This window comes from Arthrobacter sp. NPDC093139 (genome assembly GCF_044754165.1).
Classification (GTDB): domain Bacteria; phylum Actinomycetota; class Actinomycetes; order Actinomycetales; family Micrococcaceae; genus Arthrobacter.
This window is the reverse complement of record NZ_JBIVOO010000010.1, coordinates 110433-135756: the sequence shown is the minus strand read 5'-3', so window position 1 is coordinate 135756 and position 25324 is coordinate 110433. Positions and strand designations below refer to the sequence as shown.

Genomic DNA, 25324 nt, shown 5'->3' with positions numbered 1-25324 from the left:
CGGTTGTGGCGCTGCCGGCGGGCGCTGTGCCGTTTAGGCGGGCAGGGACAGCTCCAGGTCCAGGCTGTTTTTCTCCACGTAATCCAGGGCGCACCTGACGGCGCCCACGGTCACGATCGAGTCCCCGAGCGGGGAAACGGCAACCCGCGGCGGGGTGACCGTAAACTCCTTCAGCCGCTCCGCGATCGAGTCGAGCAGCACGCCTGCGGAGTTTGCCACGGCGCCGCCGATGACCACCAGCTCGGGGTTGATGATGGTGGCCACGGCGCCGATGACGCGGGCCATCCTGTCGGCCAGCCGGTCCAGGATCTTCAAGGCGACCGCATCGCCGGCAGCGGCGGCAGCAAAGACATGTTCTGCTTCCGCGCCCTCGGCCGCATGCTCCCGGAGTGAGGTCTTGGCCTTCCCCGCAAGGGCTTCCGCCGCCCAGATGCGCGCCAGGGTGGCGATGCCGAAGGTGTCGCCCACGCCCTCCACCATGTCCAGGAACGCCAGTTCGCCGGCGCCGCCGCCGGTGCCGTGCAGCAGCCGTCCGCCGTCGATCACTCCGGAACCAAAGCGTTCACTGGCCAGGATGACGACGACGTCGTCCACGCCGGCGGCCGCGCCGCGCCAGCGGTCTCCCAAGGCGGCCAGGTTGGCGTCGTTTTCGAGGAGTACCGTCCATCCGCGCAGGTCCCGGAGCGCGGCCTTCAGCCCGACGTCGAACAGCCCCCAGAAGTGCTGGGTGACGAGAACGTCCCCGTTGCGGTCCACCGGCGCGGCGATGCCGGCGCAGACCGCGAGCACCGAGTCGGGCGAGGCACCCACGCTGCGCAGGGCCATCATTGCCGTGCGGTCAATGACGGCGATGCGTTCCTCGGCAGGGATTTCCGCTCCGGCAAAGGGCTGGCTGGACCGCCCCAGGGCTTTTCCGCGGAGATCGGACACCACCACGGTGGCCTTGGAGATGCCTACGTCCATGCCCAGGACATAGCCCGCGCGCTCGTTGAGCTCGAACCGCCGCGCCGGCCGGCCCTTCTGGTAGCCGCCGAAGGCCCGCTGGTTTTCCAGCTCCCTGATCCAGCCGCGCTCCATGAGGTCTTCGCACACCGAGATGGCGGTGGCCCGCGTGAGACCCGTCGCCTGCATGACTTCGGTGACGGTCACAGCCTGGGATGCGCGCATGAAGTCCAGGACAGCCCCGGCGCTGACCCGTCGCAACAGCTGGGGCGTTGCCGCCGTCATCTCAGACATGATGTTGACCTCCTTGTGCTTTTCACCACATAATACTTGAGGAACTAAATTTAGATTCCATATAAACTTGCCAAGTGGGCCGGACGGCCGCCGACCACTGGCTTTTCCTCCAGTCCTTCACCCAGCCTTTTGCAAAGGAGCAACCGTGAACAGCATCCTGAAGCACTGCCCGCCCGGACCCCAGACCCGCTGGCCCCACCCCGCCCGCACGTCGGTTTCCGCCCTGTGAAGGCCGCCCCGCGCAGCACCGCACTTGGCAGCACTGAACTGCGCAGCACTGCTGCACCCCTGGGCAGGCGCGCACTGCTGAAGGCCGCCGGGCTTGCCGGCGCCGCCGCCATGTTTCCCCTTGCCGGCTGTGGCGCGACGCCCAGCACGCAGAACGGGATCACCACGCTGCGGTTCATGCAGAACAAGCCCGAGGTCGTGGCCTACTTCAACCAGGTCATCAAGGATTTCGAAGCGCTGAACCCGGATATCCGCGTGATCCAGGACTTCAACGAGGGCAACTTCGTCCCCGGACTCGTGCGCAACGACCCGCCGGACGTCGTGACCCGCGGCTTCGCGCAGGCAACCGCCGACTTCGTCCGCAAGGGCGTCTTTGCCGACCTGTCCGACATGCCTGTCGCAGCCACCATTGATCCGAAGATCCAGGAGTTGGTCAGCTCCTGGGGTCAGTACAAGGGCAACGAAACCAGCGCCCTTCCGTTCTCGCTGGCCGCGGCCGGCGTCATCTACAACCGGGACATCTTCGAGTCCAAGGGCGTGCAGGTTCCGACCACCTGGGACGGGTTCGTGGCCGCGTGCGAAACGTTCAAGGCAGCCGGCATCACCCCCATCTACGGAACGTTCAAGGACAACTGGACCCTGGGGCAGGGTATGTTCGACTACGTTGCCGGCGGCACCCTCGACGTGGCGGACTTCTTCTCCAAGCTCACCTCACGGGGCGCCGCCATAACCCAGGACGCTCCGGAGTCCTTCACCAGCAACTTCGCTCCGGCACTGCCCAAAATGCTGCAACTGGCAGCCTTCTCACAAAACGGCGCAGCCAGCAAGAACTACGCGGACGGCAATGCTGCGTTCGCCAAGGGTCAGGCGGCCATGTACCTGCAGGGCCCGTGGGCGCTGTCACAGCTGGTGGCAGCCAACAAGAACGTCAGGCTCGGGTCCTTCCCCCTGCCTGTCACCAATGACCCCGCGGACACCAAAGCCCGCGTGAACGTGGACATGGCGCTGTCCATCACCCGCAACACGCCCAACATGGCCGCCGCCCAGCGGTTCGTCAATTACCTCCTGGAACCGTCCGTGGTGAATACCTACAACGAGAAGAACGCCGCATTCTCGCCCCTCAAGGACGCACCCGCCGTCGAGAACCCGCAGATCACTGGCCTGAGCGCTTCTGTCAGCGAGGGGCGCTATTACCAGGGAGCCACCACCTACTTCCCGCCGTCGGTGCCGCTGTACAACTACGTCCAGTCCTTTGTGTACGGCAAGAACGGCAAGCAGTTCCTCGCCGCCCTCGACGACGAATGGCGCCGCGTCGCCGAGCGCACCGCGGTCTGACCCCACCCCGACTTCAGGAGCCCCAATGACTATCACTTCCCGGGTGGCCCAGACAGCCCGTCCCGCAGGACAGAAGACCCCGACCCCGTCCTCTGCCAAGACCTATCCCGCCAAAACCGGGGCGTTCCGGTCCAGGAACGGCATCGATCCCACGTACTACTGGATGGTGGTGCCTGTCCTGGCACTGTTCGCCTTCTTCATCACCCTGCCGGCGCTCGTCGGCGTCTTCTTCAGCCTCACGAACTATGCCGGTTACGGCGACTGGAAGTTCATCGGACTGTCCAACTACGTCAACATCTTCAAGGATCCGGCAGTACTGCAGTCCTACATTTTCACGTTCGTTTTCGCCCTGACCACCACGGTGGTGGTGAACGTGGTGGCACTCGCCATTGCCCTGGGCCTGAATGCCAAGATCAAGTGGCGGACCGGCATTCGCACCATGTTCTTCATCCCCATGGTGCTGTCCGCGCTGATCGTGTCCTTCGTCTTCAACTACCTTTTCTCCAACACCCTGCCGGTGCTGATGGAACGGCTTGGTTACACACCCCTGGCCACGAGCATCCTGGCCAACGAGAACCTCGCCTGGATCGCCATTGTGCTGGTCACCGTGTGGCAGGCCGCCCCCGGCGCCACCATCATTTACCTGGCCGGTCTGCAGAGCGTCCCCTCCGAGGTGTATGAGGCGGCGGACCTGGACGGTGCCGGCAGCTTCCGGCAGTTCCTGAGCCTCACACTTCCGCTGATCATGGGGTACCTGGTGATTAACGTGATCCTCGGGTTCAAGGGCTTCCTGGGCACCTACGAGATCATCGTTGGCCTCACAGGAGGCGGTCCTGGCATGGCGACGCAGTCCGTGGCCATGCGCATCTTCTCCGGCTTCACGGGCGGGGACTACTCCTACCAGATGGCCAATGCCGTCATTTACTTCCTGATCACCTTGCTGATCTCCGTCATCCAGCTGCGCCTCATCCAGCGCCGGGGGGTTTCTCTCTAATGACTGCATCCACACTTTCCAACCCCGTGCCCGCGGCACCGCCGACCGGCAGGACCCGCAAGTCCAGCCGCGAAGGCTACAAGGTCAACTGGTGGCTCACCGCCCTGATGCTGGTGGCCTCCCTGACCGTCCTGCTGCCGCTCTACTTCACCGTTGCCATGGCGCTCAAGTCCCCGGACCAGATCGGCGGAACGGGCCTGGCCTGGCCGAACCCGATGAACTGGGAGAACTTCGCCGCCGCGTACGTGGCCACCAACTTCCCGCGGGCCTTCATGTCCACAGCTTTCGTCACGGTCTTCAGCGTCCTGGGATCCCTGGTCTGCAGCTCGCTCGTGGCCTACGCCATCGCCCGGAATTGGAACCGGAAGTTCTTCCGGGGCTCGTTCGTGTACCTGCTGTCGGCCATGTTCATTCCGTTCCCGGTGATCATCCTGCCGCTGATCAAGCAGACGGCGCTCCTTGGCCTGGACAATCCCGCAGGCGTCGTGTTCCTGCATGTGCTGGGCGGCATCTCCTTCAACACACTGCTTTACATCGCCTTTGTCCGCTCCATCCCGGTGGAACTGGAGGAATCGGCCCGCATGGACGGTGCCACCACGTGGCAGGTGTTCCGAAAGATCATCTTCCCTCTGCTGGCCCCCATGAATGCGACGGTGGGCATCTTCGCCTTCCTCGGCTCGTGGAACGACTTCCTGCTGCCGCAGATGATGATCGCCGACCCGGCCCTGCAGACGCTGCCCGTCGTGCAAATGCTTTTCCAGGGCGAATTCAACACCAACTACAGCCTCGCATTCGCGTCGTACCTCATGGCCATGGCACCCACCCTGGTGGTTTACATCCTGGCCCAGCGGTGGGTACTGTCCGGAGTGATGCGTGGTGCAGTCAAGTAGACCCAACATTCCATCCAGCAACGAAACAAACCACAAGTAAAGGAAGCATCCCTTGTCCACCACCGCCACACTGGCAACCTTGTCCGATGACCACCGGCTCGCTGATCCGAACTGGTGGCGCCAGGCGTCTGTGTACCAGATCTACCCGCGCAGTTTCTCCGATTCCAATGGGGACGGACTGGGTGACATCAAGGGCATCACCGCCAAGGTCCCGTACCTGAAGTCGCTGGGAATCGACGCCGTCTGGCTGAGCCCGTTCTACCCCTCGGCGCTCGCCGACGGCGGCTACGACGTGGACGACTACCGCGACGTGGACCCGAAGCTCGGAACGCTGGAGGACTTCGACGAGATGGCAGCGGCACTTCACGCCGCCGGGATCAAGCTGATCGCCGACATCGTCCCGAACCACTCCTCGGACCGTCACCAATGGTTCCGGGAGGCCCTCGCCTCCCCGAAGGGATCACCTGCCCGCGACCGGTACATCTTCCGCGACGGCAAGGGCCCGAACGGTGAGTTCCCGCCGTCGGACTGGGACTCCGTATTCGGCGGTCCCGCCTGGGAACGCATCACTGAACCGGACGGCACCCCGGGGCAGTGGTACATGCACATCTTCGCCAAGGAACAGCCGGACCTGAACTGGGCCAACCGCGAGATCCGCGACGACTTCCTCAAGACCCTGCGCTTCTGGTCCGACCGCGGCGTGGATGGCTTCCGGGTGGATGTCGCGCACGCCCTGACGAAGGATCTCACTGAGCCGCTGCTGTCGAAGCTGGAACTGAGCGCCGCCAACACCGGCACGGACGGCTTCGCCGACGGCTCCCACCCGTTCTGGGACCGCGACGAAGTCCACGAGGTCTACGCCGAGTGGCGCGAGGTCTTCAACGAGTACAACCCGCCCCGCACCGCCGTCGCCGAAGCCTGGGTGCACGCCACGCGCCGTCCCCGTTACGCCAGCCCCGAGGGACTGGGCCAGGCGTTCAACTTCGACCTGCTGCAGGCCGACTTCGACGCCGAGGAATTCAAGGAAATCATCACCCGCAACCTGGCAGAGGCCGCCGCCACCGGAGCGTCCTCCACCTGGGTCTTCTCCAACCACGACGTCGTCCGGCACGCCACCCGCTATGGCCTGCCCAAGGGATCCAAAGGCAAGCACGCCAAGGGCCAGGACGGCAAGGACTGGCTGCTGGCCGGCGGTCCCAAGGAGGACCTGGACGTTGAGCTCGGCGAGCGCCGTGCCCGTGCGGCCACCCTGCTGATGCTGGCGGTGCCCGGCTCGGCCTACCTGTACCAGGGTGAGGAACTGGGCCTGCAGGAAGTCGCAGACATCCCGGAATCCGAGCGCCAGGACCCCTCGTTCTTCCGAAACAAGGGCGTGGAAGTGGGCCGGGACGGCTGCCGCGTGCCCCTGCCCTGGTCGGTCGAGGGCCCGTCCTTCGGGTTCGGCGACGGCGGGGCGCACCTGCCGCAGCCAGACTGGTTCAGCAAGTACGCCGTCGAGGCGCAGGACGGTACGGAAGGCTCCACCCTTGAGCTGTACCGCACGGCGCTCAAGCTGCGCCGCGAACTGCAGGCCGCGGAAGAGCTGGAATGGATCGAAACCGGCAACCCGGAGGTCCTGCACTTCAGCCGCCCCGGCGGCTGGCACTCCGTGACCAACTTCGGCGACACCGCCGTCGAACTTCCCGCCGGAACCGTGCTGGTCAGCAGCGCCCCGCTGGAGGACGGCAAGCTGCCGGCTAACGCCACGGCCTGGCTGCGCTAACCGCAGCAGCAGCGAGACGCGCAGCGAACCGCAGCAGTAGCGAGACGCGCAGCAGCGGACAGCAGTGAAATCGCGCCGGTGGCGGTGCCCTGGTCCAGGGTGCTGCCACCGGCGCATTTAAACGCTGGGCCTTCTCCGGCGGAAGTGAAAGAGTGATGCAATGACTGAAGAAACTGCAACGGCGTCCGACCGGGGGACCGCCGGCCGGCTGATCTATGGGTGCATGGGCCTGGGCGGGAGCTGGTCGGAGGCCCCGTACACCGTCACCGACGTCGAAACCGCGGCTGCGGCGGTAGAGGCCGCGATGGACATCGGGGTCACGCTGTTCGATCATGCCGACATCTACCGGAATGGAAAATCCGAGGCAGTCTTCGGCGAAGTCCTTGCCGCCTCTCCCGGGCTGCGGGACCGCATCCAGCTGCAGACCAAGTGCGGCATCCGGCTCAATGAGCGGGGCCTGGAGACCCACTATGACCTCAGCCGTGACGCCATCATCGAACGGGTGAACGGCAGCCTCGAACGGCTGCGCACCGACCACGTCGACGTCCTCCTGCTGCACCGCCCCGATCCCCTGATGGACCCGGCAGAGGTGAGCGCCGCCGTCGGGAAGCTGATGGCCGACGGCAAGGTGCGCGCGCTGGGCGTGTCCAACATGTCCGCGGCCCAGATCGAGTTCCTGCAGGACAGCCTCGAGACGCCCGTGATCGCCAACCAGCTCGAGCTGAGCCTGCTCAAGCGCGACTGGCTGGAGAGCACTGTGCTGGTCAACCACCCGGGCGCCGCGGACTACAGCTTCCCGCACGGGACCCTGGAATACTGTGCCCGGCGGGGCATCACCCTGCAGGCCTACGGAGCTTTGGCGCGGGGCCACTACACCGGCAATCCGCCCGAACGGCCCACGCTTGCCGAAGGGGCCACCGCCCAGCTGCTCTCCGACATGGCACGGGACAGGGACACCACCAGGGAAGCCGTGCTGCTGGGGTGGCTGATGAGGCACCCGGCGGGGATCGCTCCGGTGATCGGCACGGCGAACGCGGACCGGATCCGGGCCTGCGCCGGAGCGTCCAGGGTGGCGGAGACCATGACCCGCGAGGAATGGTACCGGCTGTGGGTCACAGCCCGGGGGAGCACCATCCCTTAACCGCGTAAACCCAACTGGCCCGCAGTTGCGGTCGTTCTGAACGTTCAAAACGACACCTGCTGCGAGCCAGTTGGGTGGGTGCGTCCCCGGAAGGGCCGACGGCGGTGCGTCAGCTCAGCGGGGCAACCTCCGAATACGTGGACGAGTCGCCCTTCAGCGCCTGGCTCGGGGTGCCGTCCACGCTCACCGGAATCTCCCCGGCGATGGTGACGCGGTTGAGCTTGCGCTGCTGGCCGTCGTAGTTGTCCGGAGCGTAGTGCTGGGTGATCCTGTTGTCGAAGAGCACCACCTGGTTGGGCTCCCAGTCCACGCGCACCACGTTCTCGGGCCGCGTGACATAGGCCTGGAGCAGCCGGATGATGTCCCTGGATTCCGTGTTGGACAGGCCAACAATCCGCAGACGCTGCGCGAAGCCCCCAATGAACAATCCGCGCTCGCCGGTCAGCGGATGGACGCGCACCACGGGGTGCGCGGTCTCGAACTTGAGCCGGGTGAACTCCTTGCGGCGCTCCTCGGCGTTGGCGTGCTCCAGGTTCTTGGGCACGGAGTAGTCGTAGTCGTTGGTGTGGATGGCCCACAGGGTGTCGGCGAAGTTCCGCAGCTCATCCGGCAGGTCCCGGTAAGCGGCGGCGGCGGACGCGATCAGTGTCTCGCCGCCGTACGCCGGCAGGTCGATGCTGCGCAGCGTCGACGCCTGCGGCGGGTTCACCACGAACGTGACGTCCGTGTGCCAGTTGTTGGCGGCGCCGTTCTCGCTGTCCACGGGCAGGACGTTTTCCTCGCCCTCCACGGACGCCACGGTCGGGTGGGCCTTGGTCAGCGGCCCGAAGTGGCTGGCGAACTTCACCTGGGCCTCGTCGGAGAGGATGTTTGCCTCCCGGAAGACGAGCGCCTTGTGCTCGTTCAGGGCGGCGCGGATCTGCGCCACGGTTTCGGCACTGAGGTCCCCGCTGAGGTCAAGGCCGCGGATTTCGGCGCCGATGCGGGATCCCAGCTTGGCGAATTCGAGTTTTGTTTCGGTGATGGCGGTCATGGTTCTTCCCTTCCTGTTGTGTTCCTTGCGGTGGTGGAGCGGCGGTTTACTTGGAGATGAGGCCGTTGAATTCGTTGGTGTAGAGCTTCTTGGGGTCGAAGCCGTCCTTGATGATGCCGGCGGACTTCAGGTATTCGTTCCAGCGGGTGAAGTCCTCATCCTTGATCTCGCCCTTGGCGGGAACGCCCACGCTCTTCCAGTACTGCAGGGCGGCCGGGTTCTCATTGCGGCCCCGCTCGTTCAGGATTTTGGTAAAGCGGGCGATCACTTCCTTGCGGGGAGTGGTGCGTTCCCACTCGATTGCCTTCGCCACGGCGGTGGTGAACGTCCGGGTGGTGTTGGGGTTCTGGGCGATGAAATCTTCCCGCAAGACATACGGCCCTCCGGCGAAGCTGCCGAACAGGTCGAAGTCGCTGAAGACGGAGCGCAGTCCGCCGTTGGCGATTGCCCTGTCCTGGAGGACGCTGCCCAGGGAGCCGGCGTCCACCTGCCCGCGGCGGATGGCTTCCTCGGTGTCGTTGGGCGGGACCACGACGAGCTGGACCTGCTTGATCTCCTCTGCGCTGAGCCCGTTCTTGCGGAGGTAGGTGTTGATGACGGCCTCCGAATGGGCGCCCAGGGTGTTCACTGCGATCTTCTTGCCGATGAAGTCCCTGGCCGTCTTGATGGGGCTGTCCTCCTTGACGTAGAAGCCGTTGAAGGTCTTGCTGTCCTCGCCGTAGTAATTGATCACGGCTTTGACCGGTGCCCCGGCCTCGACGAGCTTCACCACGGCCCCGGCGAACGCTCCGCCGAAGTCCGTCTGGCCGGTCGCCGCCGACTGGATGTCCTGCGGGCCGCTGATGGTGTTGCCCACCCAGTTCAGCTTCACGTCGCCCAGGTAGCCCAGGTCTTCGGCCAGTTCTGGGAGTGTCACGGTGTTGGCCCAGCCCTGGTAGCGGAGTTCCTTGACCTCGTTGGCACCGGGTGCGCCTGTGCCGGCCACCGAGGGACCGCCGCAGCCGGACACTGTCAGGGCGATGACGACGGCGGCCGCAGCACTCAGGATGGTCAGGTGTCGTTTCATGGAGGTTCCTTCGGTTGCATTGCAGGCGTTCAGGTGTAACAGGCGCTTCTAGGTGCCGGTGGTTCGGTGCGGGCGGCCTGGGGCCGTTCCTGCCGGCCCCCGCGGCGGCCGATGGATCGATGTAAGCGCACTTCAGGTGCCGGGAAAAGCGCACGGTTCATGGCGGGACACCCTTGGAAATCCGCGGAAACAGGGCGCAACGGAGGGTCATGAGACATCCGGTTGCGGCAGATTATGCCCTGTGACGGGAGGCTGGCGGAGCGTCCCCGCGGAAGCCTAGGATTGGGCTTTTGGTCGTATTGATCTCCGCGGAAGGCCGGTCATCTTCGCCTTAGCAGGTGCAGGCCCGATACGGTATATGTATGACGTCTACTTCCACCGCCGAGATCACCCGGCACGAACGCAACATCCCTGCCGAAATCGCCCGTTCGTGGCTGCTGGTCAATGCAATGAAAACCGAGCTTTTCGACCAGTCGGCGGTGTCCCGGGCCGACTCCATCATCCTGGACATCGAAGACGCGGTGGACCCCTCACAGAAGAACACGGCCCGCGACAACGTGGTGAACTGGCTGACAGCCGGCGGGCAGGCCTGGGTCCGGATCAACGACGCCCTCAGCCCCTTCTGGGCCGATGACCTTGCGGGCCTCCGCGGCACGCCCGGCCTGCTGGGCGTCATGCTGGCCAAGACAGAATCCGCCGACCAGGTCACGGAGAGCTTCCACCGCATGGACGGCAAGACGCCCGTCATCCCCCTCGTGGAGAGCGCCGTCGGCATCGAGGAAGCCAACAACATCGCCAGGGCCCAGGGCGCGTTCCGCCTCGCCTTCGGATCCGGCGACTTCCGCCGCGACACCGGGATGGCCAACACCCAGGAAGCGATGGCATACCCGCGCGCCAAGCTCGTGGTAGCCAGCCGCGTCGGCAACCTGCCCGGACCCATCGACGGCCCCACCGTCGGCACCAACCACCCGATCCTGCGCGAGCAGACCGGCGTCACGGTGATGATGGGCATGACCGGCAAGCTATGCCTGGCCATTGACCAGACAAGCGTCATCAACGAGGTCATCAGCCCCACGCCGTCCGACGTCGCCTGGGCCACCGACTTCATGGCCGACTTCGAGGCCAACGGCCGCGTTATCCGCGACGGTTCCGACCTGCCGCGCCTGGGCCGTGCCGAGAAGATCATGAAGCTCGCGGTAGCCTTTGGGGTGCAGCCGGCGCTGTAGCCGGCCCCAGTACTGCCAGGAGACCCCGTGACCGATACCCGTTATCTGGTGCACGGGGTCTTTTTGGGATGGCCCGCCCGGGACTCCAGTCGTGTACTCCATGATCCGGGCGGCTTGTAGACTGTCATGGTGCTGAACGAATTCTGGGCCACGGCCCCCGCATCCTACAAAGTCCTGGTATTCATCGCCATGGGCCTGATCGCTGCGGGCATCATCCTCAACCTCGCCGGAAACGGCACGCACAACCAGGGGCTGATGATCGCCTCGCTGCCCGTGATCGGCCTGGGCCTGGTCCTGCACGTCGTCGCCCTCGTGGTCCGCGGCCAGCAGATCCGCAAGTCCTACAAAAGGTAGCGGCAGCCGGCCCGGCTGGGTGGTCCACGCCCACCCCCGATAGTGTTGAGGCCATGACTATCAATCCGGATCTGCAGGGGCGGAGCTACCCTGCCGCAGAGGTGTACGACGTCGGCCGCGAGAAAATCCGCGAGTTCGCCCGGGCCGTCAAAGCCACCCACCCCGCCCATTTCGACGTCGACGCCGCACAGGGCCTGGGGCACCGCGATCTCGTGGCCCCGCCGACGTTCGCCATCATCATTGCGCAGCGGGCCGACGCCCAGCTGATCGAGGATCCGGAAGCCGGCATCGACTTCTCACGCGTGGTCCACGCCGACCAGCGATTCACCCACCACCGCCCCATCTTCGCCGGCGACCGCCTGGTGGCGGAGCTGCATGTGGACGGCGTCCGCGCCATGGGCGGCGGCGCCATGATCACCACCCGGGCAGAAATTTTCGCCCTCACCGACGGCGACGGCCGGGAGCCCGTTTCCACCACCAAGTCGTCCATTCTGGTCCGCGGAGAGGGACAGTAACCATGAATGCCGTTTTCGAAGAACTGACCGTCGGCCAGGACATCGGCAGCCGGAGCATCGGCGTCACCCGCCAGGACCTGGTCAAGTACGCCGGCGCGTCCGGCGACTTCAACCCCATCCACTGGAACGAGGCGTTCGCCACCGGTGTGGAACTCCCCGGCGTCATAGCCCACGGCATGTTCACCATGGGTGCCGCCGTGCAGCTGGTGACCGATTGGGCAGGCGACCCGGCCGCCGTCGTCGATTACCAGACCCGCTTCACGAAGCCGGTGCTGGTCACTGACACCACCGGATCCTCCGATCCCGGGGCGGTGTTCGACGTCAGCGGCACCATCGGTGCGCTCGACGCCGATGCGCGCACCGCGCGGGTGGACCTCGCCGTCGTCTTCGACGGACAGAAAGTCCTCATGAAGGCCCAGGCGCTCGTCAAGCTGCCTTGAGTTCCACCGCCGTCCAGGCACCTGAGGTCACCCACTGGCGCAACGCCGTGGTGGTGGCCTATGCAGCGAGCGGACTCGCATTCGCCTCATGGGTCGCACGGCTGCCCGCCATCCGCGACGGACTGGACCTTACACCGGCGACCATCGGGCTGCTGTTGCTGTGCATGTCGGCCGGGTCGTTCCTGTCCGTCTCCGCGTCGGGGCTGATCGTGCTGCGGCTGGGTTCCAAGCGCACCATCCGCACCGGCAGCATCATGGTGGGCGCCGGGCTGGTTCTGGCCGGATTCGGCACATCAGTGTTGGCCAGCCCGCCGGCAGTGGCTGCCGGGCTGGTCGTGATCGGCCTCGGGACCGCGAGCTGGAACACTGCGTCCAACGTTGAGGGCGCCGCCGTGGAGCGTGCCGTCGGACGCCACATCATGCCGCGGCTGCACGGCGCCTTCAGCCTGGGAACCGTGGCCGGTGCCGGGCTGGGGGCCTGGGCGGCGGGCGCGGGCATGCCCGTGTTCTGGCACCTCGCGGCGGCGGGCCTGGTGGTGGCGGGTTCGGTGACGACGGCGGCCCGCTGGTTCCGTGCGGACATCACGCCTGTTGAACACGTGGCCCCCTACCGTCCGGACACCTTCGAGGACCCGTCCACCGGACCGATCCCCATCATCCGCGCGGGAACCGAAGGCGCGGACGCCCCGCTGGACAACAAGCGCAAGATCGCCCAGGCCTGGCGCGACAAACGGACGCTGCTGCTGGGCGTCATGGTGCTCGGCCTGGCACTGGCCGAAGGCGCGGCGGGGGACTGGGTGGCGCTGGCGCTAGCCGACGGCCACCGCCAGTCGGACGCCGCCGGAGCAGCAGGCTACGGAATCTTCGTTACTTTCATGACCATCGGACGATTCGCCGGAACACTCGTGCTCGACCGGTTTGGCAGGGTGCCCGTGATGCGCTGGTGCTCCGCGCTCGCCGTCGCGGGACTGGCCCTGTTCGTGTTCGCACCGGTGCCGTGGCTCGCATTCGCGGCCCTGGCCGTCTGGGGCCTGGGTGCCTCGCTGGGATTCCCGGTGGGCATGTCCGCCGCCGCCGATGATCCCGCCAAAGCGGCTGCCCGGGTGTCGGTGGTGTCGACTATTGGCTACGGTGCCTTCCTGTGCGGGCCGCCGCTGCTGGGCCTCCTGGCCGAGCACGTCGGAATCCTGCACTCCCTGATCGCCGTCATGGCCGTCCTCGTGGTGAGCTTCCTGCTCTCTCCGGTGGCACGGAAACTGCCGTAGCGTCACTCGCGGAGGGCCCGATAACAGGCACACCGGCAATCCAAGTTAAGCTGGACAGGTGACTCCCACCATGCTTTACGATCTGACCACCGCTGCCGTCGGCGGCCCGGCCGGCAACTACATCGAGGCCCGCACGGAAGCGGAAATCATCGAGGCGGTGCGTGCGGCGGACGCCGCGGGGGAGCGGGTGCTGATCATCGGCGGCGGCTCCAACCTGCTGATTTCCGACGACGGGTTCCCCGGGACCGTCGTGAAGATCGCCTCGGAGGGGTTCACCGTCAGCGCGGAGGACTCCTGCGGCGGCGTGTCCGTGGTGGTCCAGGCCGGCCACAACTGGGATGCCCTCGTGGAGCACGCGGTGCTGCACGCCTGGTCCGGGATCGAGGCGCTCGCCGGCATCCCCGGTGCCACGGGCGCCACTCCGGTGCAGAACGTGGGCGCCTACGGGTCCGAGGTTTCCCAGACCATCGCCGCGGTCCGCACGTGGGACAGGGAACGCAACGCCGTGAAGACCTTCACCAACTCCGAACTGAAGTTCGGCTACCGGGATTCGATCCTCAAACAGACCACGGTCAACGGGTCCCCGCGATACATTGTCCTCACAGTCGAGTTCCAGCTTCCGCTGGGCAGGATGAGCGCCCCCGTCCGCTACGCCGAGCTGGCCAGGGTCCTCGGTGTTGACCAGGGGCAGCGGGCCTACTCCAACGATGTCCGCCGGGAAGTGCTCCGGCTGCGTGCGTCCAAGGGCATGGTCCTAAACGCCGCCGACCGCGACACCTACTCCACGGGATCGTTCTTCACCAACCCGATGGTGCCCGAGGACGTCGCGGCCGCCCTGCCGGAGAATGCGCCGCGGTACCCGGGCGGTTCGGACGGCCTCGTCAAGCTTTCTGCCGCGTGGCTGATCGACCAGTCCGGGTTCGGAAAGGGCTTCGGGCTGGACGCCGGCAGCGTTTCCGGCGGCCGGGCTTCGCTGTCCACCAAGCACACCCTCGCCATCACGAACCGCGGCTCCGCCAGCGCCGCCGATATGGTGGCAATCGCGCGCGAGGTGCGGGACGGCGTCGTCGGACGTTTCGGCATTGAGCTGCACCCGGAACCCCTGCTCATCGGCGTCGAGCTCTAGGCACTGCTTCTTCACTAAGCACTGCTTCTTCACCAAGCACTGTTCCTGCGCCCGACACTCTTCGTGCGCCAGCCGGTGCGGCCCGGCCCGCCGGCGGTTCTGCGGTCTTAGGATGGGGTCATGGCATCGCCGGCGCGGACACGGGTCACTCCCAGGATCATCGGGCGGCTGCGGCTGGCGTCGCAAGGGCTGCTTGGGAAGGGTTTCGCGGGCGTGCCCGAGGCCGTCCGCGGCATGACGGCCCTGCAGGCGCAGGATCTGCAGGCGGCGCTGTGGGCGGTTGGCCTGCGCGTTCCCGGGGCCGGACTCAGCGAGGTGCGGGCCGCCCTGAATGTGGGAACAGTGGTGCGGTCCTGGCCTATGCGGGGCACCCTCCATTTGCTCGCCCCGGAGGATCTGCGGTGGATCCTCAACATCACCACACCGCGGCTGGTCCAGGGCATGGCGAGCCGTCACCGCCAGCTGGAGATCGCCGCCGGGGACGTCGAAGTCTGCCGGAAGATCGCCCTGGACCTGGTTTCCGGTGCCGGCAGTGAATCCGGCATGCCGGTCGGGGCCACCCGTGGCGAGCTGTTCGCAGCCTTCGAAGCAGGCGGCCAACCGCCCACGGGGCAGCGCGGCGTCCACCTGCTGGGGCTGCTGTGTCAAAGCGCGTCGCTGGTGCCGGGGCCGCTGGAGGGCAACCAACAGAAATTCGTGGCATTCGACGACTGGATCGCCACCTCCCGGGACCTCGGACGCGAGGAGGGCCTCGCCGAACTGCTGCTGCGGTACCTGGGAAGCCACGGACCGGCAACGGTGCGGGACTTCGCCTGGTGGTCCAACACCTCCCTGACGGAGGCGCGGGCAGCCCTGGCCGCGGTGCGCGGGGAACTCGTGGAGCTGGAGTTTGACGGAACGGGCTACTGGCTCTCACCCGCGACAGCCGCGCTGCTGGATGACGGTGTGCCCGGGCAGCGCACGGTTCTGGCGCTGCCCGGCTTCGACGAGTTCGTGCTCGGATACACGGACCGCAGCCTGGTGCTGCCGCCGGAGCACGCCCAGAAGATCGTCCCGGGCGGCAACGGGGTGTTCAAGAAGGCGATCGTCGCGGGCGGCGAAGTGGTTGGGACATGGGCGCGGCAGGGGACAGGGCGATCTGCCAAGTTCGTTCCCGAGCCCTTCGACGACACCGGGCCCCTCGGCCCCTCGGCCCTGGCAGCGTTCATCAGGGCTGTTGAGCGGTACGAAAGGTTCCTCGCGTCTTGACCGGCCTGTCCTGATTGACCGGCCCTGTCCCGATTGACCGGCCCGCCGTTTGACCGGCCCTGCCCCGCATGAACGGCTGAACCGCGGGCCGGCGTGGCGGTGGCCGTCATGGACGTAGGCTGCCGCACCGGTCAGCGTCTCCATCCGAACGTCATGGCTATCTTGACTCAGTCTTGAGTGAAACCGGGGGATTTTCTTGATTCTCAAGCCGGAGAGTATGAGGACAGAAAAGATCAGGCTTGCCATTGCAAAATTCGGAGCTGTCTCTGCTAATCAGGCCGGGACTTTCCAAGTTTTACCCAAGCCCTGTTTCCAGGGTCACGGCGCAGCGGAACATTTCTGTTGCGTTCAGTGCAGGGGGCAGGTCTTGGTTGGTTTGTGCTGATCGCGGTCTATTCGGTCTTACCAAAAAGGGGTCTCGTCATGCTTGCAGATGCTAGCGCCATAGAAGTGTCAAAATCCGCTGGGCGGCGCGGGAAAATCCGTGCACTCCTGGCCTCCGGGCTGGTCCTGGGTGTGGGGGCCGCCTTCACGCTCGCGGCATGGACGGACGACGAATGGGTGTTCGGCGGGGCCGGTCCCGGCACCGACACACCGGGGACCAAGATCTACGCCATGCAGCAGAACACGCTGGCGCCGTTCGCTGAGGCGTCCTGGGTTGACCGGCCGACGCCGAATGGCGGCCGCCTCGATTTCACCGTCAACGCCACTGACCTGTTGCCGGGAGACACCGTGTACGCACCCTTCCAGCTCCGTGCAGTGGCAGGCTCGGAAGCCCTGACGGTTTCGCTCGCCGAGGCCCGGCAGGCCACCAATCCCGCCGCCGGACCCACCAACAGCACCGCGCTGTACAACGCCCTGCGCTATCAGGCCTGGATTGGCCTGGACGCCGCGGACTGCAGCGCTGCCGGTGATAAGAGCGGCGGGACCGCCCTCGTCGCCGCGAATTCCCGGCTGGATACCCTGGGTTCGGTTTCCTTCCCGCTGGCCGCGGGCGCGTCCGGCGCAGCCGGGGAACCGGAGAACCTCTGCTTCGCCATGACCCTGCCCGCCGGAACAACCGACACCTCGCTCCAGGGCAAGAACGTGGTGCCGCTGTGGCGCTTCACCAGTGTGACCGGGCAATAGTCCGTCCGTCGCAAACCCCCATGCCAACCCCTCCCCAGCCCAGCCAGCGGTTCGCCGGCTCGCCCCTGAAGCGCGCCGTCGGACGGGCCGGTTCGTGGGGCCTGACGCTGCTGTCCGTGCTGGGTGCCGGCTGCGTTGCCAGCGTCATTGCCTCGGCCCTGTTCAGCGTCAGCTTCGTCGTTTTCCGCACCGGCTCCATGGAACCCGCCTATCCGGTTGGTGCGCTGGCAGCAGTCAGGGACGTCCCGGCGTCGTCCTTAAGGCCGGGGGACGTCGCGACAGTACAGCGGACCGCCGCTTCCGTCCCGGTCACGCACCGCGTGGTCTCCGTGACCCCCGATGCCGCGTCGGCGGGCGGCGCCGTCCTGATCCTGAAGGGCGATGCGAACAAGTCCGAAGATCCGGTTGAATACCGGGTCCAGTCAGCGCGGAAGATGCTCGTCGCCGTCCCCGGCGCCGGGTCGGTGGTCATGGGGCTGCGCTCACCCACAGTGCTGGGCGCCAGCACCCTACTGTTGGCAGGACTGGTGGGCTGGGTCTTTTGGCCCCGCCGGCCGCAGGTAGCGCCCGACGCCGCCCGGCCGGCCGAGGATCAAGCGGCGCGGGCAGGGGAGGCGCCCTGTGGGACGAGTACACTTCCGTAGCCCCGCGCTCGCGGCCGCTGTTCTGCTCCTGCTCTTGTCAGGCGCCGGCACCGCCGCAGCAGCTGATCCGGTGCTGCCCGTGCCCGAAACCGGAGGGGAGGCCATGCTGCGGCTGACGTCTTCGGTCTATCCGCTGGACATACCGCACCTCACCGCCGGGCAGTCCTTCAGCTGGCAGGTCGGCGTGGTCCTGGACGGCCCGGAAGACGCTTCGGCAACCGTCGAGGTCCAAGCGACGGGCTCCCTAGCTGCCGGGCCGGATGCCTACCGGATAACCGCCCGCTCCTGCCCCGTTCAATGGCAGGGCACAAGCGGCAAGGATGCCGCCATGAGCTGTCCGGCCGAAGAACGCCGGATCCTCGCCGCCGAAAGCTTCTCTGCCGCCGGCACCCTCAGCTATCCCCTCGGCAGTTTCACCGCCGCGGACGAACCCTGGGTCTTGTTCACTCTGGAAGGCCCGCGTTCCGCCGGCCTCTCGGCCGGGACCCTGAAGTTCGGCATCGGTGTTGTGGCCGGTGGCGACGAGTCGTCCCGTCATCCTCTTGCCCGGACCGGAGCCGAGGTCCTCGGCTACATGGGGGCAGGCATTGCACTCGTTGCCGCGGGCGCAGGTCTACTGCTGGCTCGCCGTCGGAGGTTGTCATGAGAACCCCCGCGGAAAGGTTCCGCACGCTGGTGCCGCTGGCGGCGCTTACTGTCGCGTCCATGGCGCTGCTGACCGCGACCTCAGGGACCCTTGCCGCCTGGACTGATGACGAGTACGTCAGTACAGGAGCCGGCGTCATGGTGGCAGGCGACTGCACGACGACCACGCTTTTCCAGACAGAATCAGCAGGGCGTCAGCTGTCCGGATCCCTGGGCGGAGCGGACTTGGACACTTTGGCAGCCGTCCAGGGTGTCAAGGTAGGAAACGACAACGGCACCGTGACCGTGACGCCGGCAACAGCCACCCAGGTGGACCCCGTGACGTACACGTCGGCCCTGGAGGCCGGTGCCCTCGGTACGCCGTTGCTCTCGGCGGCGGTGGGACTGAACCAATCAGCCGGAAACGCCGGCGCCTACACCCAATGGGCGCAGGCAAAGGCAAGCGGGCAGGCCGCCGGAGCCGCAGGCCTCGTCAGCGACCAGTCGGGCGCCATTGACGGGACCGGAAGCGCCGCCGGCTCCACTACCGCCCCCACCGTGGCCAGCGTCAACCTGGCATCATTCGTCCCGTCGTCAGCGGCGGCCATGACTTTGGACGTGGGCGCTGTTGCCAGCTCAGCCGCCGTGGATGCATGCACCCTGACCAACGGCTGGCCCACGCTTGATCCCAGCCCGACGGTGGACCGCAGCTACGGCATCGCCGGGCTGCGACTGAACCTGTCCGCGGGATCGATCCAAACCATGACGGCCAGCGTCGCCGAGACGGTGGATGGCCTCGGACAGGAGCTTGCTGCTGCTGCCGCCCCGACCCGTTCGCTCACCGCAGCGGTGAAGGCCGGCGTGACAGGACTGGTCCTGCCGGACAGCGGCCTAACCGTCGGGTCTGCCACCACCGAGATCACCTTCGGCGCTCCTGACTTGACCGTGGCCCGCCAACTTCTCGCCACGCCGCTGACAGACGGTGTGGTGACCATCGACCTGGTCAATGCCCGGATCTACTTCGACCTTGCCAAACTTGCCCATGGACCGGCGGGACTGAACGGGCTGGATCCCAACACCCCGGTGGCCTTTGATGCAACCAACGCGCAGATCCTGACGCAGCGGACTTCCGCCCTGCTGGAGGCCTGGGATGAGGCCGTAACGGCCGAGGTGGAGAAGGCGCTCGCGGCTACTGCGTTCACGATGGAAACCACCCTGCTGCTGCGGGCTAAGAACGGCTTGCTCGGAACAATTGACGTCGCTGAGGTAACGCTGCGCTATGACACCACCGTGGGAGCCTTTCTGCCCCGGACGCCGCCGGTACCCCTGCCCGCGCCGGCGGTGTCCACAACCATCCTGGGCCTCGGGCTCCCGGGGCTGGAGCTTCTCGGCTCTGTGACCGCGGCTTTGGCCTCAGGAACGGGGGCTGTGGTGGCCGGCGCCCTCGAGGATGCGCTGTTTGGTTCGGGGGCATTGGTTCCTGCGGCTGCCGGCGCAATCCAGTCCGCCGCTCTGCCGGTCACAGCGGCCGCTGAGTCGGCATTGACGCCGCTGGCAGACACACTGTCCCTGACCGTTAATGTTCAGCCGGACCAGCCGGGGGCGCCCGTCGGCGCTGGCGCTGCCGGCAGTGCGGCTGACGGGCAATACAAGGTTTCTGCGCTACGGATCGCTGCCGTGGGCAGCACCGCCGAAATCTACCTCGCTACCGCTGCCGCCGGGCCGATAGTCTTCAGGCCCGGCGTCGGCTGACCAGAAACGGAAGCGTGGGGCCAGTCAATCTTCGGCGTGCTGGAGGAACTCCTCCAATGCCAGTTGCAGCGTCACGCTGTCCCTGACGATCTCATCGGCGGACCGCGCCAGGGCGGCGGTGTCGCTGCAGGCCACGCTCGCCCGGTCGGAGATGCAAAAGCGGCCCTGCCCCGCATAACCGGCCTTGGGCAAGGCCGGTTATGCGGGGCAGGGCCGCTCGTACGGGGATGCGGTCAGGCTAAAGCGTTCCGGTCGCGATGTTCAGCATGCGGCGTAGCGGTTCGGCTGCTCCCCACAGGAGCTGGTCGCCCACCGTGAAGGCGCTGATGTACTCCGGGCCCATTTCCAGCTTGCGGATGCGTCCCACCGGGATGTCCAGGGTGCCTGAGGCTGCAACCGGGGTGAGGTCGGCCATTGAGGCTTCCTTGGTGTTGGGCACCACCTTGACCCACTCGTTGTCCTTGGCCAGGATGTCTTCGATTTCGGTGACGGACAGGTCCTCGCGCAGCTTGAGGGTGAGCGCCTGGGAGTGGGAGCGCATGGCACCGATCCGGACGCACAGGCCGTCCACGACAACCCGGTTGTCGGCGGAGTTGCCGAGGATCTTGTTGGTCTCCACCCCTGCCTTCCACTCTTCCTTGGACTGGCCGTTGCCGAGGTCCGCGTCGATCCAGGGGATCAGGGAACCGGCGAGCGGCACGCCGAACTGGGTGGCGTCGATGTCGGTGCGCTGGTGGGCCAGGACCTTGCGGTCGATGTCCAAAATGGCCGACGCCGGGTCGTCCAGTTCGGTGCTGACCTCGGCGTTGAGCGTGCCGAACTGGCTGAGGAGCTCACGCATGTGCCGTGCACCGCCGCCGGAGGCGGCCTGGTAGGTCATGGACGTGCCCCACTCGACGAGGCGGTTCTTGAAGAGCCCGCCGAGGCCCATCAGCATGCAGGAGACGGTGCAGTTGCCTCCGATGAAGTCCTTGGTGCCGTTGGCCAGGCCCTTGTCGATGACGTCGCGGTTGATCGGGTCCAGCACGATGATGGAGTCATCGTTCATCCGCAGCGTGGACGCGGCGTCGATCCAGAGGCCGTCCCAGCCGCGGCTGCGCAGCTCGCCGTGGACCTGCTTGGTGTAGTCGCCGCCCTGGGCAGTGACGATAATCGGCAGCTTCGCCAGCGTGTCGACGTCGAACGCGTCCTCGAGCTTGCCGGCCGCACCGGCGGCCGCACCAGCAAGAGTCGGGGCGGCGCCGCCTGCGTTTGAGGTGGAGAAAAATACCGGGTTGATGTTGGCGAAGTCGCCCTCATCCTGCATGCGCTGCATCAGGACAGAGCCGACCATGCCACGCCAACCGACCAGTCCAACGGACGGAGTAGCTGCTGTAGTCATTTTGCCAGTTTAGACTTTGCAGCGCCGGGGCGCAGTCGGTTACGTCACTCGATGGGCCGCGAAAGATTCCGGGCTTTGCGCAGCCGCTCGGCCCGACGCTCCTTGAGATAGCTCATCCACGCGAAAGTGAAGGGATAGATGCATGCGGGAAAGACCCACCACACTTCGCCAAGCATGTGCCACGCACCCTGGATCGCGACCTGGACCACGAAGTAGACCAGGACGCCCATGCCTACGGTTAGGAGGAGTGCGAGAAAAAGGATACCGCCGGAACTGTTGACGGGCTTGATCAGGCCGCCGCCATCGTCCTTGCGCACACCGTATTCGGCAGGAGTGTAGCCCACCATCTCGTCGTTCTCCGCCCTGCGATAGATCAGCTGGTCGTCTGAACGGTCGGACGGCACGTAGCTGGGATCCTGCGGGACGCCCTGGCTACGCCGCGCCACGGGCATCCTCGATCGCAGCCAACAGCGCGGCATCGTCCAGGCCTGCCGTTTCAGCGACGTCGTCCGTATCGAAGTCCGGGACGCCGGTGATCCAGGTTCCGTCTTCACGCCGAACCAGAAGGTGCCGCTCGGAGTCCAATGTCTTGAAGACGAAGTACGCAGAGCCTGCGGGATTCTCGGCAACATGCTGCTGAACGATGCGCAGGGTGGCCTCTGCCGAAGACAGGGAGGGGTCCTTCGCGAACACAAACCAGGTTCCCAGCAGCCGGGGCTGCAGCATGATGGCTACGTCGGGCGCTTCAACAAAGGCGACATTATCCATGGTTTCGGCGGTCAGGAGGGAAATCTCAGTCCAGCGGGTGGCCTGCCCCAGCGCCGTGGCCACGGCAGCGGCCACACCCCTAACCCCGAGATTGCCGTCGTGGTCAACGGTGGCCAGCTCCCGCGCCAGGAGCGACGACGCGCCGGCTGTGGACAGGCTGACGTCATCCACCATTTCCTCGGCACGGAAGACAGCGACGGATCGGTCCCGCGCGGGACCTTCGAAGACGTTCAGAAGATACGCAAACTCGCCTACACCGAAGCCGATGACGTCGATGCCGAGGCGCGGCTCCTGCTGCGTCTGGTCCTGAACAATCATTCTTCTCTCCTAATCGCCGAACCCGAGGAACTTGCCCACGGACTTGCCCGCATCCACCAGCGTATCTTTCGTATCGCTGACGAACTTACCGGGGTCCTTCACCGCGTTAACGATCCCGTCGCCGACGTTCTTGCCTACGCTGCTGATGGTGTCCCAGTTCTCGTAAATAGCAATACCGACGCTGGCGACCTGGCAGACGGTCCCGGCCGGAGGCGGCAGGAAGCAGCCGACGCCCAGCATTGTCTTTCCCAGGTTGACGGCGCCGCCCGTCAGATCCCCCTTGGAGAAGCTTTGGTAGGTGTCGTAGGCGCTGAAGCCGACGCCGGCCCAGCCGAGCGTCCGGCCGAGGCCCGACTTGCCTAGCCACTCAAGCTTGCTTCCCGCACCAATCCACGGCTTTTCTTCCAGCAACGGGGCGAGCCTGGCGAGTCCTGGGTAATTATGCAGGTTCTTCAGCGAGGCAATGTCCGACGCCTTGTCAATGATGCCGAGACCGCGGCTTGCCTTCGAAGAGTTACTCAGAAGGCCTTCGAGGGCGGCGGTCCCTTTGGTGGTCTGCAGCAGATGGCGGCTGTCAAAAACGGGCCCGCCAAGCCGGTGCCGGCCCTTGGTCAGCAACGCCTGGGCCAACTCCGCCCGATGGTTCTTCAGCACCCAGCCGTACTGCCCGACGTGCTTGGCCAGTGTGAGCGGAGCTTTGATGTACTTCTGGAACGTCAGGAAGGACCTGAGTCCGCCGAGCCCGCCGAGCAGGACGCCGCCAACCACACCTGGCAGCGTCCCGCCCGGATCGCTGAGAGTGCCCGGTCCGCCGCCGGAGCCGGGGGCCGCATCGCTGGCCTTCTCCTGCTCATTGGCGTTGTCCAGCAGCCTTCTTGACTCGTTCTTGAGGGCGCGTGCAGTCTGCTGGATGAGTGCCCTGTGGTCGGCATTCCAGGCCGAGCGGAACTGGCTGGCGTCGTTGCCCTTCCACGACGGGGTGCTGTTGATCTGGTTGGTCAGATGGGATGACGTTTGCAGCAGGTTCTCGGACACCTTTCCGAACTGCTGTGCGAGTGTGCGGAGCTGAGCCACATCCGCGCCCCACAAATTGCCTGCCACTGTGGCATCATCCCCCGAAGTTTTGAACGTTCTGTGTCTGAACGGCTGCTGAGTCCTGCAACACTGTAGTGTCAGCGCTGCGCCGCCGCGATGGGCAGTCCTCCCCATCGCGTGGTCCCTACTGCCGGTCGGTCTCTTCCAGCACGGCGTTCTTGCGGGCGCGCAGGGCGAAGAAGGCCCCGAAGGCGAACGCCTGGGTGACCACGACCAGCACGATGATGCCCGCGATCTTGTTTCCGCCGAGGATCATGGTCAGGCCGACGATGGCTGACAACAGGGCCAGCAGCGGCAGCAGCATATAGCCGAGCACGAAGAGTGTTTCGGGTTTCTTAAGCATTTGGTGTCTAACCTTCTCTGCGGTTCCATTTGGTGAACCGGTAACGGGTGCCGTTGGCTGCCGTCAGCCAGCCTTCACGGGGTACTGAATCCTCGGCCTCCCAGGCTGTGCCCAGCTGTGGCGCGTGCGTGTCGCCGTCGGCGTCGATGTCGATCGTGGTGACCACGGCGATGTTGGCGAGGTCCACGGACTGCCTGAAAATTTCGCCGCCGCCCAGGATCCAGATCGCCTCACAGCCGGGCGCGAACTGCGACTCCAGGAGCGCGTCGTCAAGGGATTTGACGACGACGGCGCCCTCCGCCTCGGGCGTCCCGCCCCAGTTTTCCTGCCGGGTGATGACAATGTTGGTCCGGTTGGGCAGCGGGCGGTATTGGTCCGGGAAGGACAGCCACGTCTTGCGGCCCATGATGACCGGATGGCCGCTCGTGACCCTGTTGAAGTGCTTCAGGTCTTCCGGAAGATGCCAGGGCATGTCGCCGTCCCTGCCGATGACGCCTGACGTGGTTTGCGCCCAGACCAGCCCAATCCCGGTCATGTTCGCAGCGATCCCGTCGCTGAAGGCCTGCGGATCCACGGTCTCCTCGGTGCTCATACGGCGATCGGTGCCTTAATCGTGGGGTGGTGCCGGTAGCCGACCACTTCGAAGTCATCCAGGGTGTAGTCGAAAATGGAGGCCGGCTTGCGGGTGATCTTCAGCTGCGGATACTCATACGGCTCACGGTCCAGCTGCTTCAGGACCTGGTCCATGTGATTGTCGTAAATGTGGACATCGCCGCCGGTCCAGACGAACTCACCCGGTTCCAGCCCGGTTTGCTGGGCAAGCATGCACGTCAACAGTGCGTAGGAGGCGATGTTGAACGGCACCCCCAGGAACATGTCCGCAGAACGCTGGTACAGCTGGCATGACAGCTTGCCGTCGGCCACGTAGAACTGGAAGAACGCGTGACACGGCGGGAGCGCCATGTCCTTGAGTTCGGCCACGTTCCAGGCTGACACGATGTGGCGTCGGGAGTCGGGGTTGTCCTTCAGGTTCGCGACCAGCTCGGCGATCTGGTCGATGTGACCGCCATCGGGTGTGGGCCAGCTGCGCCACTGAACGCCGTAGACCGGGCCGAGCTCGCCGTCGGCGTCTGCCCACTCATTCCAGATGGTGACACCCTGGTCCTGCATCCACTTGACGTTGGTTTCGCCGCGCAGAAACCACAGCAGCTCGACGGCCACCGACTTGAAATGCACACGCTTGGTGGTGATGAGCGGGAAACTCTTGCCGAGGTCAAAGCGCATCTGGCGCCCGAACACGCTGCTGGTGCCAGTTCCGGTGCGGTCGGATTTGTGCGTGCCATGGGCCATGACATCGCGCAGGAGGTCTTCATAGGGCGTTGGGATGCTCACGCGTCCAGTCTAGTGGAGTG

Annotated in this window: 26 protein-coding genes; 16 read left to right on the top strand and 10 right to left on the bottom strand. The window is 66.0% G+C overall.

Annotation, left to right across the window (positions count from 1 at the left end; all coding sequences use genetic code 11):
- Positions 1–33: 33 nt before the first annotated feature.
- Positions 34–1236 carry an ROK family protein gene (locus tag ACIP90_RS15650; protein WP_400580390.1) on the bottom strand — a complete coding sequence of 401 codons (1203 nt, stop codon included), beginning with the start codon at positions 1234–1236 and terminating at the stop codon, positions 34–36.
- A 225-nt stretch (positions 1237–1461) separates the two neighbouring features.
- Between ACIP90_RS15650 and ACIP90_RS15645 the strand changes: the two genes are divergently transcribed.
- The 5 genes from ACIP90_RS15645 to ACIP90_RS15625 all read left to right on the top strand — a co-directional run bounded on the left by ACIP90_RS15645 (position 1462) and on the right by ACIP90_RS15625 (position 7586).
- On the top strand, positions 1462–2799 hold the full coding sequence (locus ACIP90_RS15645; RefSeq protein WP_400580388.1) for an ABC transporter substrate-binding protein: 1338 nt from the start codon (positions 1462–1464) through the stop codon (positions 2797–2799).
- A 25-nt stretch (positions 2800–2824) separates the two neighbouring features.
- Entirely contained in the window at positions 2825–3793 is a 969-nt protein-coding gene (locus ACIP90_RS15640; protein WP_400580386.1) for a carbohydrate ABC transporter permease, read from the top strand.
- A complete protein-coding gene (locus ACIP90_RS15635; protein WP_400580384.1) occupies positions 3793–4683 on the top strand; it encodes a carbohydrate ABC transporter permease in 891 nt (296 codons plus the stop codon). Before ACIP90_RS15640 ends, ACIP90_RS15635 begins: the two co-directional genes overlap by 1 nt.
- A gap of 52 nt (positions 4684–4735) precedes the next feature.
- Positions 4736–6445, top strand: a complete 1710-nt coding sequence (locus tag ACIP90_RS15630) for a glycoside hydrolase family 13 protein (RefSeq protein WP_400580382.1) — start codon at positions 4736–4738, stop codon at positions 6443–6445.
- Positions 6446–6605: 160 nt separating this feature from the next.
- A complete protein-coding gene (locus ACIP90_RS15625; RefSeq protein WP_400580381.1) occupies positions 6606–7586 on the top strand; it encodes an aldo/keto reductase family oxidoreductase in 981 nt (326 codons plus the stop codon).
- A gap of 109 nt (positions 7587–7695) precedes the next feature.
- On the opposite strand, the gene ACIP90_RS15620 is transcribed toward ACIP90_RS15625, so the two are convergent.
- Both ACIP90_RS15620 and ACIP90_RS15615 read right to left on the bottom strand, forming a co-directional pair.
- Positions 7696–8619: a TauD/TfdA dioxygenase family protein gene (locus ACIP90_RS15620; RefSeq protein ID WP_400580379.1), complete on the bottom strand. Its 924-nt coding sequence runs from the start codon at positions 8617–8619 to the stop codon at positions 7696–7698.
- A gap of 46 nt (positions 8620–8665) precedes the next feature.
- Positions 8666–9685 carry an ABC transporter substrate-binding protein gene (locus tag ACIP90_RS15615; protein WP_400580378.1) on the bottom strand — a complete coding sequence of 340 codons (1020 nt, stop codon included), beginning with the start codon at positions 9683–9685 and terminating at the stop codon, positions 8666–8668.
- Positions 9686–10047: 362 nt separating this feature from the next.
- Here ACIP90_RS15615 and ACIP90_RS15610 point away from each other — a divergent pair, with 362 nt between their 5' ends.
- From ACIP90_RS15610 to ACIP90_RS15560, 11 genes are all read left to right on the top strand, one after another.
- Positions 10048–10911 (top strand): HpcH/HpaI aldolase/citrate lyase family protein, encoded by an 864-nt coding sequence (locus tag ACIP90_RS15610; RefSeq protein WP_400580377.1) that lies wholly within the window; start codon positions 10048–10050, stop codon positions 10909–10911.
- 129 nt (positions 10912–11040) lie between these two features.
- Complete coding sequence (locus ACIP90_RS15605) at positions 11041–11265, top strand: DUF3188 domain-containing protein (protein WP_400580375.1); 225 nt, start codon at positions 11041–11043, stop codon at positions 11263–11265.
- Positions 11266–11318: 53 nt separating this feature from the next.
- Positions 11319–11780: a MaoC family dehydratase N-terminal domain-containing protein gene (locus ACIP90_RS15600; RefSeq protein ID WP_400580374.1), complete on the top strand. Its 462-nt coding sequence runs from the start codon at positions 11319–11321 to the stop codon at positions 11778–11780.
- A gap of 2 nt (positions 11781–11782) precedes the next feature.
- Complete coding sequence (locus tag ACIP90_RS15595; protein ID WP_400580372.1) at positions 11783–12220, top strand: MaoC family dehydratase; 438 nt, start codon at positions 11783–11785, stop codon at positions 12218–12220.
- Positions 12217–13485: an MFS transporter gene (locus tag ACIP90_RS15590; RefSeq protein ID WP_400580370.1), complete on the top strand. Its 1269-nt coding sequence runs from the start codon at positions 12217–12219 to the stop codon at positions 13483–13485. The genes ACIP90_RS15595 and ACIP90_RS15590 overlap by 4 nt, the downstream gene beginning before the upstream one ends.
- Positions 13486–13543: 58 nt before the next feature.
- Complete coding sequence (locus ACIP90_RS15585; protein ID WP_400580368.1) at positions 13544–14611, top strand: UDP-N-acetylmuramate dehydrogenase; 1068 nt, start codon at positions 13544–13546, stop codon at positions 14609–14611.
- Positions 14612–14731: 120 nt separating this feature from the next.
- Entirely contained in the window at positions 14732–15859 is a 1128-nt protein-coding gene (locus ACIP90_RS15580; protein ID WP_400580366.1) for a winged helix DNA-binding domain-containing protein, read from the top strand.
- Between the two features lie 423 nt (positions 15860–16282).
- Positions 16283–16987 (top strand): hypothetical protein, encoded by a 705-nt coding sequence (locus ACIP90_RS15575; protein WP_400580364.1) that lies wholly within the window; start codon positions 16283–16285, stop codon positions 16985–16987.
- Positions 16988–17007: 20 nt separating this feature from the next.
- Complete coding sequence (locus ACIP90_RS15570; protein WP_400580362.1) at positions 17008–17631, top strand: signal peptidase I; 624 nt, start codon at positions 17008–17010, stop codon at positions 17629–17631.
- Positions 17609–18277, top strand: coding sequence for an LPXTG cell wall anchor domain-containing protein (locus tag ACIP90_RS15565; protein WP_400580360.1), 669 nt, complete (start codon positions 17609–17611; stop codon positions 18275–18277). Before ACIP90_RS15570 ends, ACIP90_RS15565 begins: the two co-directional genes overlap by 23 nt.
- Positions 18274–20007 (top strand): choice-of-anchor G family protein, encoded by a 1734-nt coding sequence (locus ACIP90_RS15560; RefSeq protein WP_400580359.1) that lies wholly within the window; start codon positions 18274–18276, stop codon positions 20005–20007. Before ACIP90_RS15565 ends, ACIP90_RS15560 begins: the two co-directional genes overlap by 4 nt.
- Positions 20008–20245: 238 nt before the next feature.
- On the opposite strand, the gene asd is transcribed toward ACIP90_RS15560, so the two are convergent.
- From asd to ACIP90_RS15525, 7 genes are all read right to left on the bottom strand, one after another.
- On the bottom strand, positions 20246–21388 hold the full coding sequence (gene asd, locus ACIP90_RS15555) for an aspartate-semialdehyde dehydrogenase (RefSeq protein ID WP_400580357.1): 1143 nt from the start codon (positions 21386–21388) through the stop codon (positions 20246–20248).
- Between the two features lie 44 nt (positions 21389–21432).
- Positions 21433–21834: a hypothetical protein gene (locus ACIP90_RS15550; RefSeq protein WP_400580355.1), complete on the bottom strand. Its 402-nt coding sequence runs from the start codon at positions 21832–21834 to the stop codon at positions 21433–21435.
- Positions 21821–22474 carry a hypothetical protein gene (locus ACIP90_RS15545; protein ID WP_400580353.1) on the bottom strand — a complete coding sequence of 218 codons (654 nt, stop codon included), beginning with the start codon at positions 22472–22474 and terminating at the stop codon, positions 21821–21823. The genes ACIP90_RS15550 and ACIP90_RS15545 overlap by 14 nt, the downstream gene beginning before the upstream one ends.
- Positions 22475–22483: 9 nt before the next feature.
- A complete protein-coding gene (locus tag ACIP90_RS15540; RefSeq protein ID WP_400580351.1) occupies positions 22484–23575 on the bottom strand; it encodes a WXG100 family type VII secretion target in 1092 nt (363 codons plus the stop codon).
- 118 nt (positions 23576–23693) lie between these two features.
- The gene (locus tag ACIP90_RS15535; RefSeq protein ID WP_205652827.1) at positions 23694–23912 is read right to left on the bottom strand and encodes an NF038396 family protein; all 219 of its coding nucleotides are present in this window, start codon (positions 23910–23912) and stop codon (positions 23694–23696) included.
- 7 nt (positions 23913–23919) lie between these two features.
- Positions 23920–24504: a dihydrofolate reductase gene (locus tag ACIP90_RS15530; RefSeq protein ID WP_400580349.1), complete on the bottom strand. Its 585-nt coding sequence runs from the start codon at positions 24502–24504 to the stop codon at positions 23920–23922.
- Positions 24501–25304: a thymidylate synthase gene (locus tag ACIP90_RS15525; protein ID WP_400580347.1), complete on the bottom strand. Its 804-nt coding sequence runs from the start codon at positions 25302–25304 to the stop codon at positions 24501–24503. The genes ACIP90_RS15530 and ACIP90_RS15525 overlap by 4 nt, the downstream gene beginning before the upstream one ends.
- Positions 25305–25324 lie beyond the last annotated feature (20 nt).

Coding starts and splice junctions, on each gene's coding strand:
- ACIP90_RS15635 (WP_400580384.1), top strand. CDS start 3,793: ATGACTGCATCCACACTTTCCAACCCCGTGCCCGCGGCACCGCCGACC.
- ACIP90_RS15600 (WP_400580374.1), top strand. CDS start 11,319: ATGACTATCAATCCGGATCTGCAGGGGCGGAGCTACCCTGCCGCAGAG.
- ACIP90_RS15625 (WP_400580381.1), top strand. CDS start 6,606: ATGACTGAAGAAACTGCAACGGCGTCCGACCGGGGGACCGCCGGCCGG.
- ACIP90_RS15560 (WP_400580359.1), top strand. CDS start 18,274: ATGAGAACCCCCGCGGAAAGGTTCCGCACGCTGGTGCCGCTGGCGGCG.
- ACIP90_RS15580 (WP_400580366.1), top strand. CDS start 14,732: ATGGCATCGCCGGCGCGGACACGGGTCACTCCCAGGATCATCGGGCGG.
- ACIP90_RS15530 (WP_400580349.1), bottom strand. CDS start 24,504: ATGAGCACCGAGGAGACCGTGGATCCGCAGGCCTTCAGCGACGGGATC.
- ACIP90_RS15650 (WP_400580390.1), bottom strand. CDS start 1,236: ATGTCTGAGATGACGGCGGCAACGCCCCAGCTGTTGCGACGGGTCAGC.
- ACIP90_RS15575 (WP_400580364.1), top strand. CDS start 16,283: ATGCTTGCAGATGCTAGCGCCATAGAAGTGTCAAAATCCGCTGGGCGG.
- asd (WP_400580357.1), bottom strand. CDS start 21,388: ATGACTACAGCAGCTACTCCGTCCGTTGGACTGGTCGGTTGGCGTGGC.
- ACIP90_RS15535 (WP_205652827.1), bottom strand. CDS start 23,912: ATGCTTAAGAAACCCGAAACACTCTTCGTGCTCGGCTATATGCTGCTG.
- ACIP90_RS15595 (WP_400580372.1), top strand. CDS start 11,783: ATGAATGCCGTTTTCGAAGAACTGACCGTCGGCCAGGACATCGGCAGC.
- ACIP90_RS15545 (WP_400580353.1), bottom strand. CDS start 22,474: ATGATTGTTCAGGACCAGACGCAGCAGGAGCCGCGCCTCGGCATCGAC.
- ACIP90_RS15570 (WP_400580362.1), top strand. CDS start 17,008: ATGCCAACCCCTCCCCAGCCCAGCCAGCGGTTCGCCGGCTCGCCCCTG.
- ACIP90_RS15610 (WP_400580377.1), top strand. CDS start 10,048: ATGACGTCTACTTCCACCGCCGAGATCACCCGGCACGAACGCAACATC.
- ACIP90_RS15620 (WP_400580379.1), bottom strand. CDS start 8,619: ATGACCGCCATCACCGAAACAAAACTCGAATTCGCCAAGCTGGGATCC.
- ACIP90_RS15615 (WP_400580378.1), bottom strand. CDS start 9,685: ATGAAACGACACCTGACCATCCTGAGTGCTGCGGCCGCCGTCGTCATC.
- ACIP90_RS15640 (WP_400580386.1), top strand. CDS start 2,825: ATGACTATCACTTCCCGGGTGGCCCAGACAGCCCGTCCCGCAGGACAG.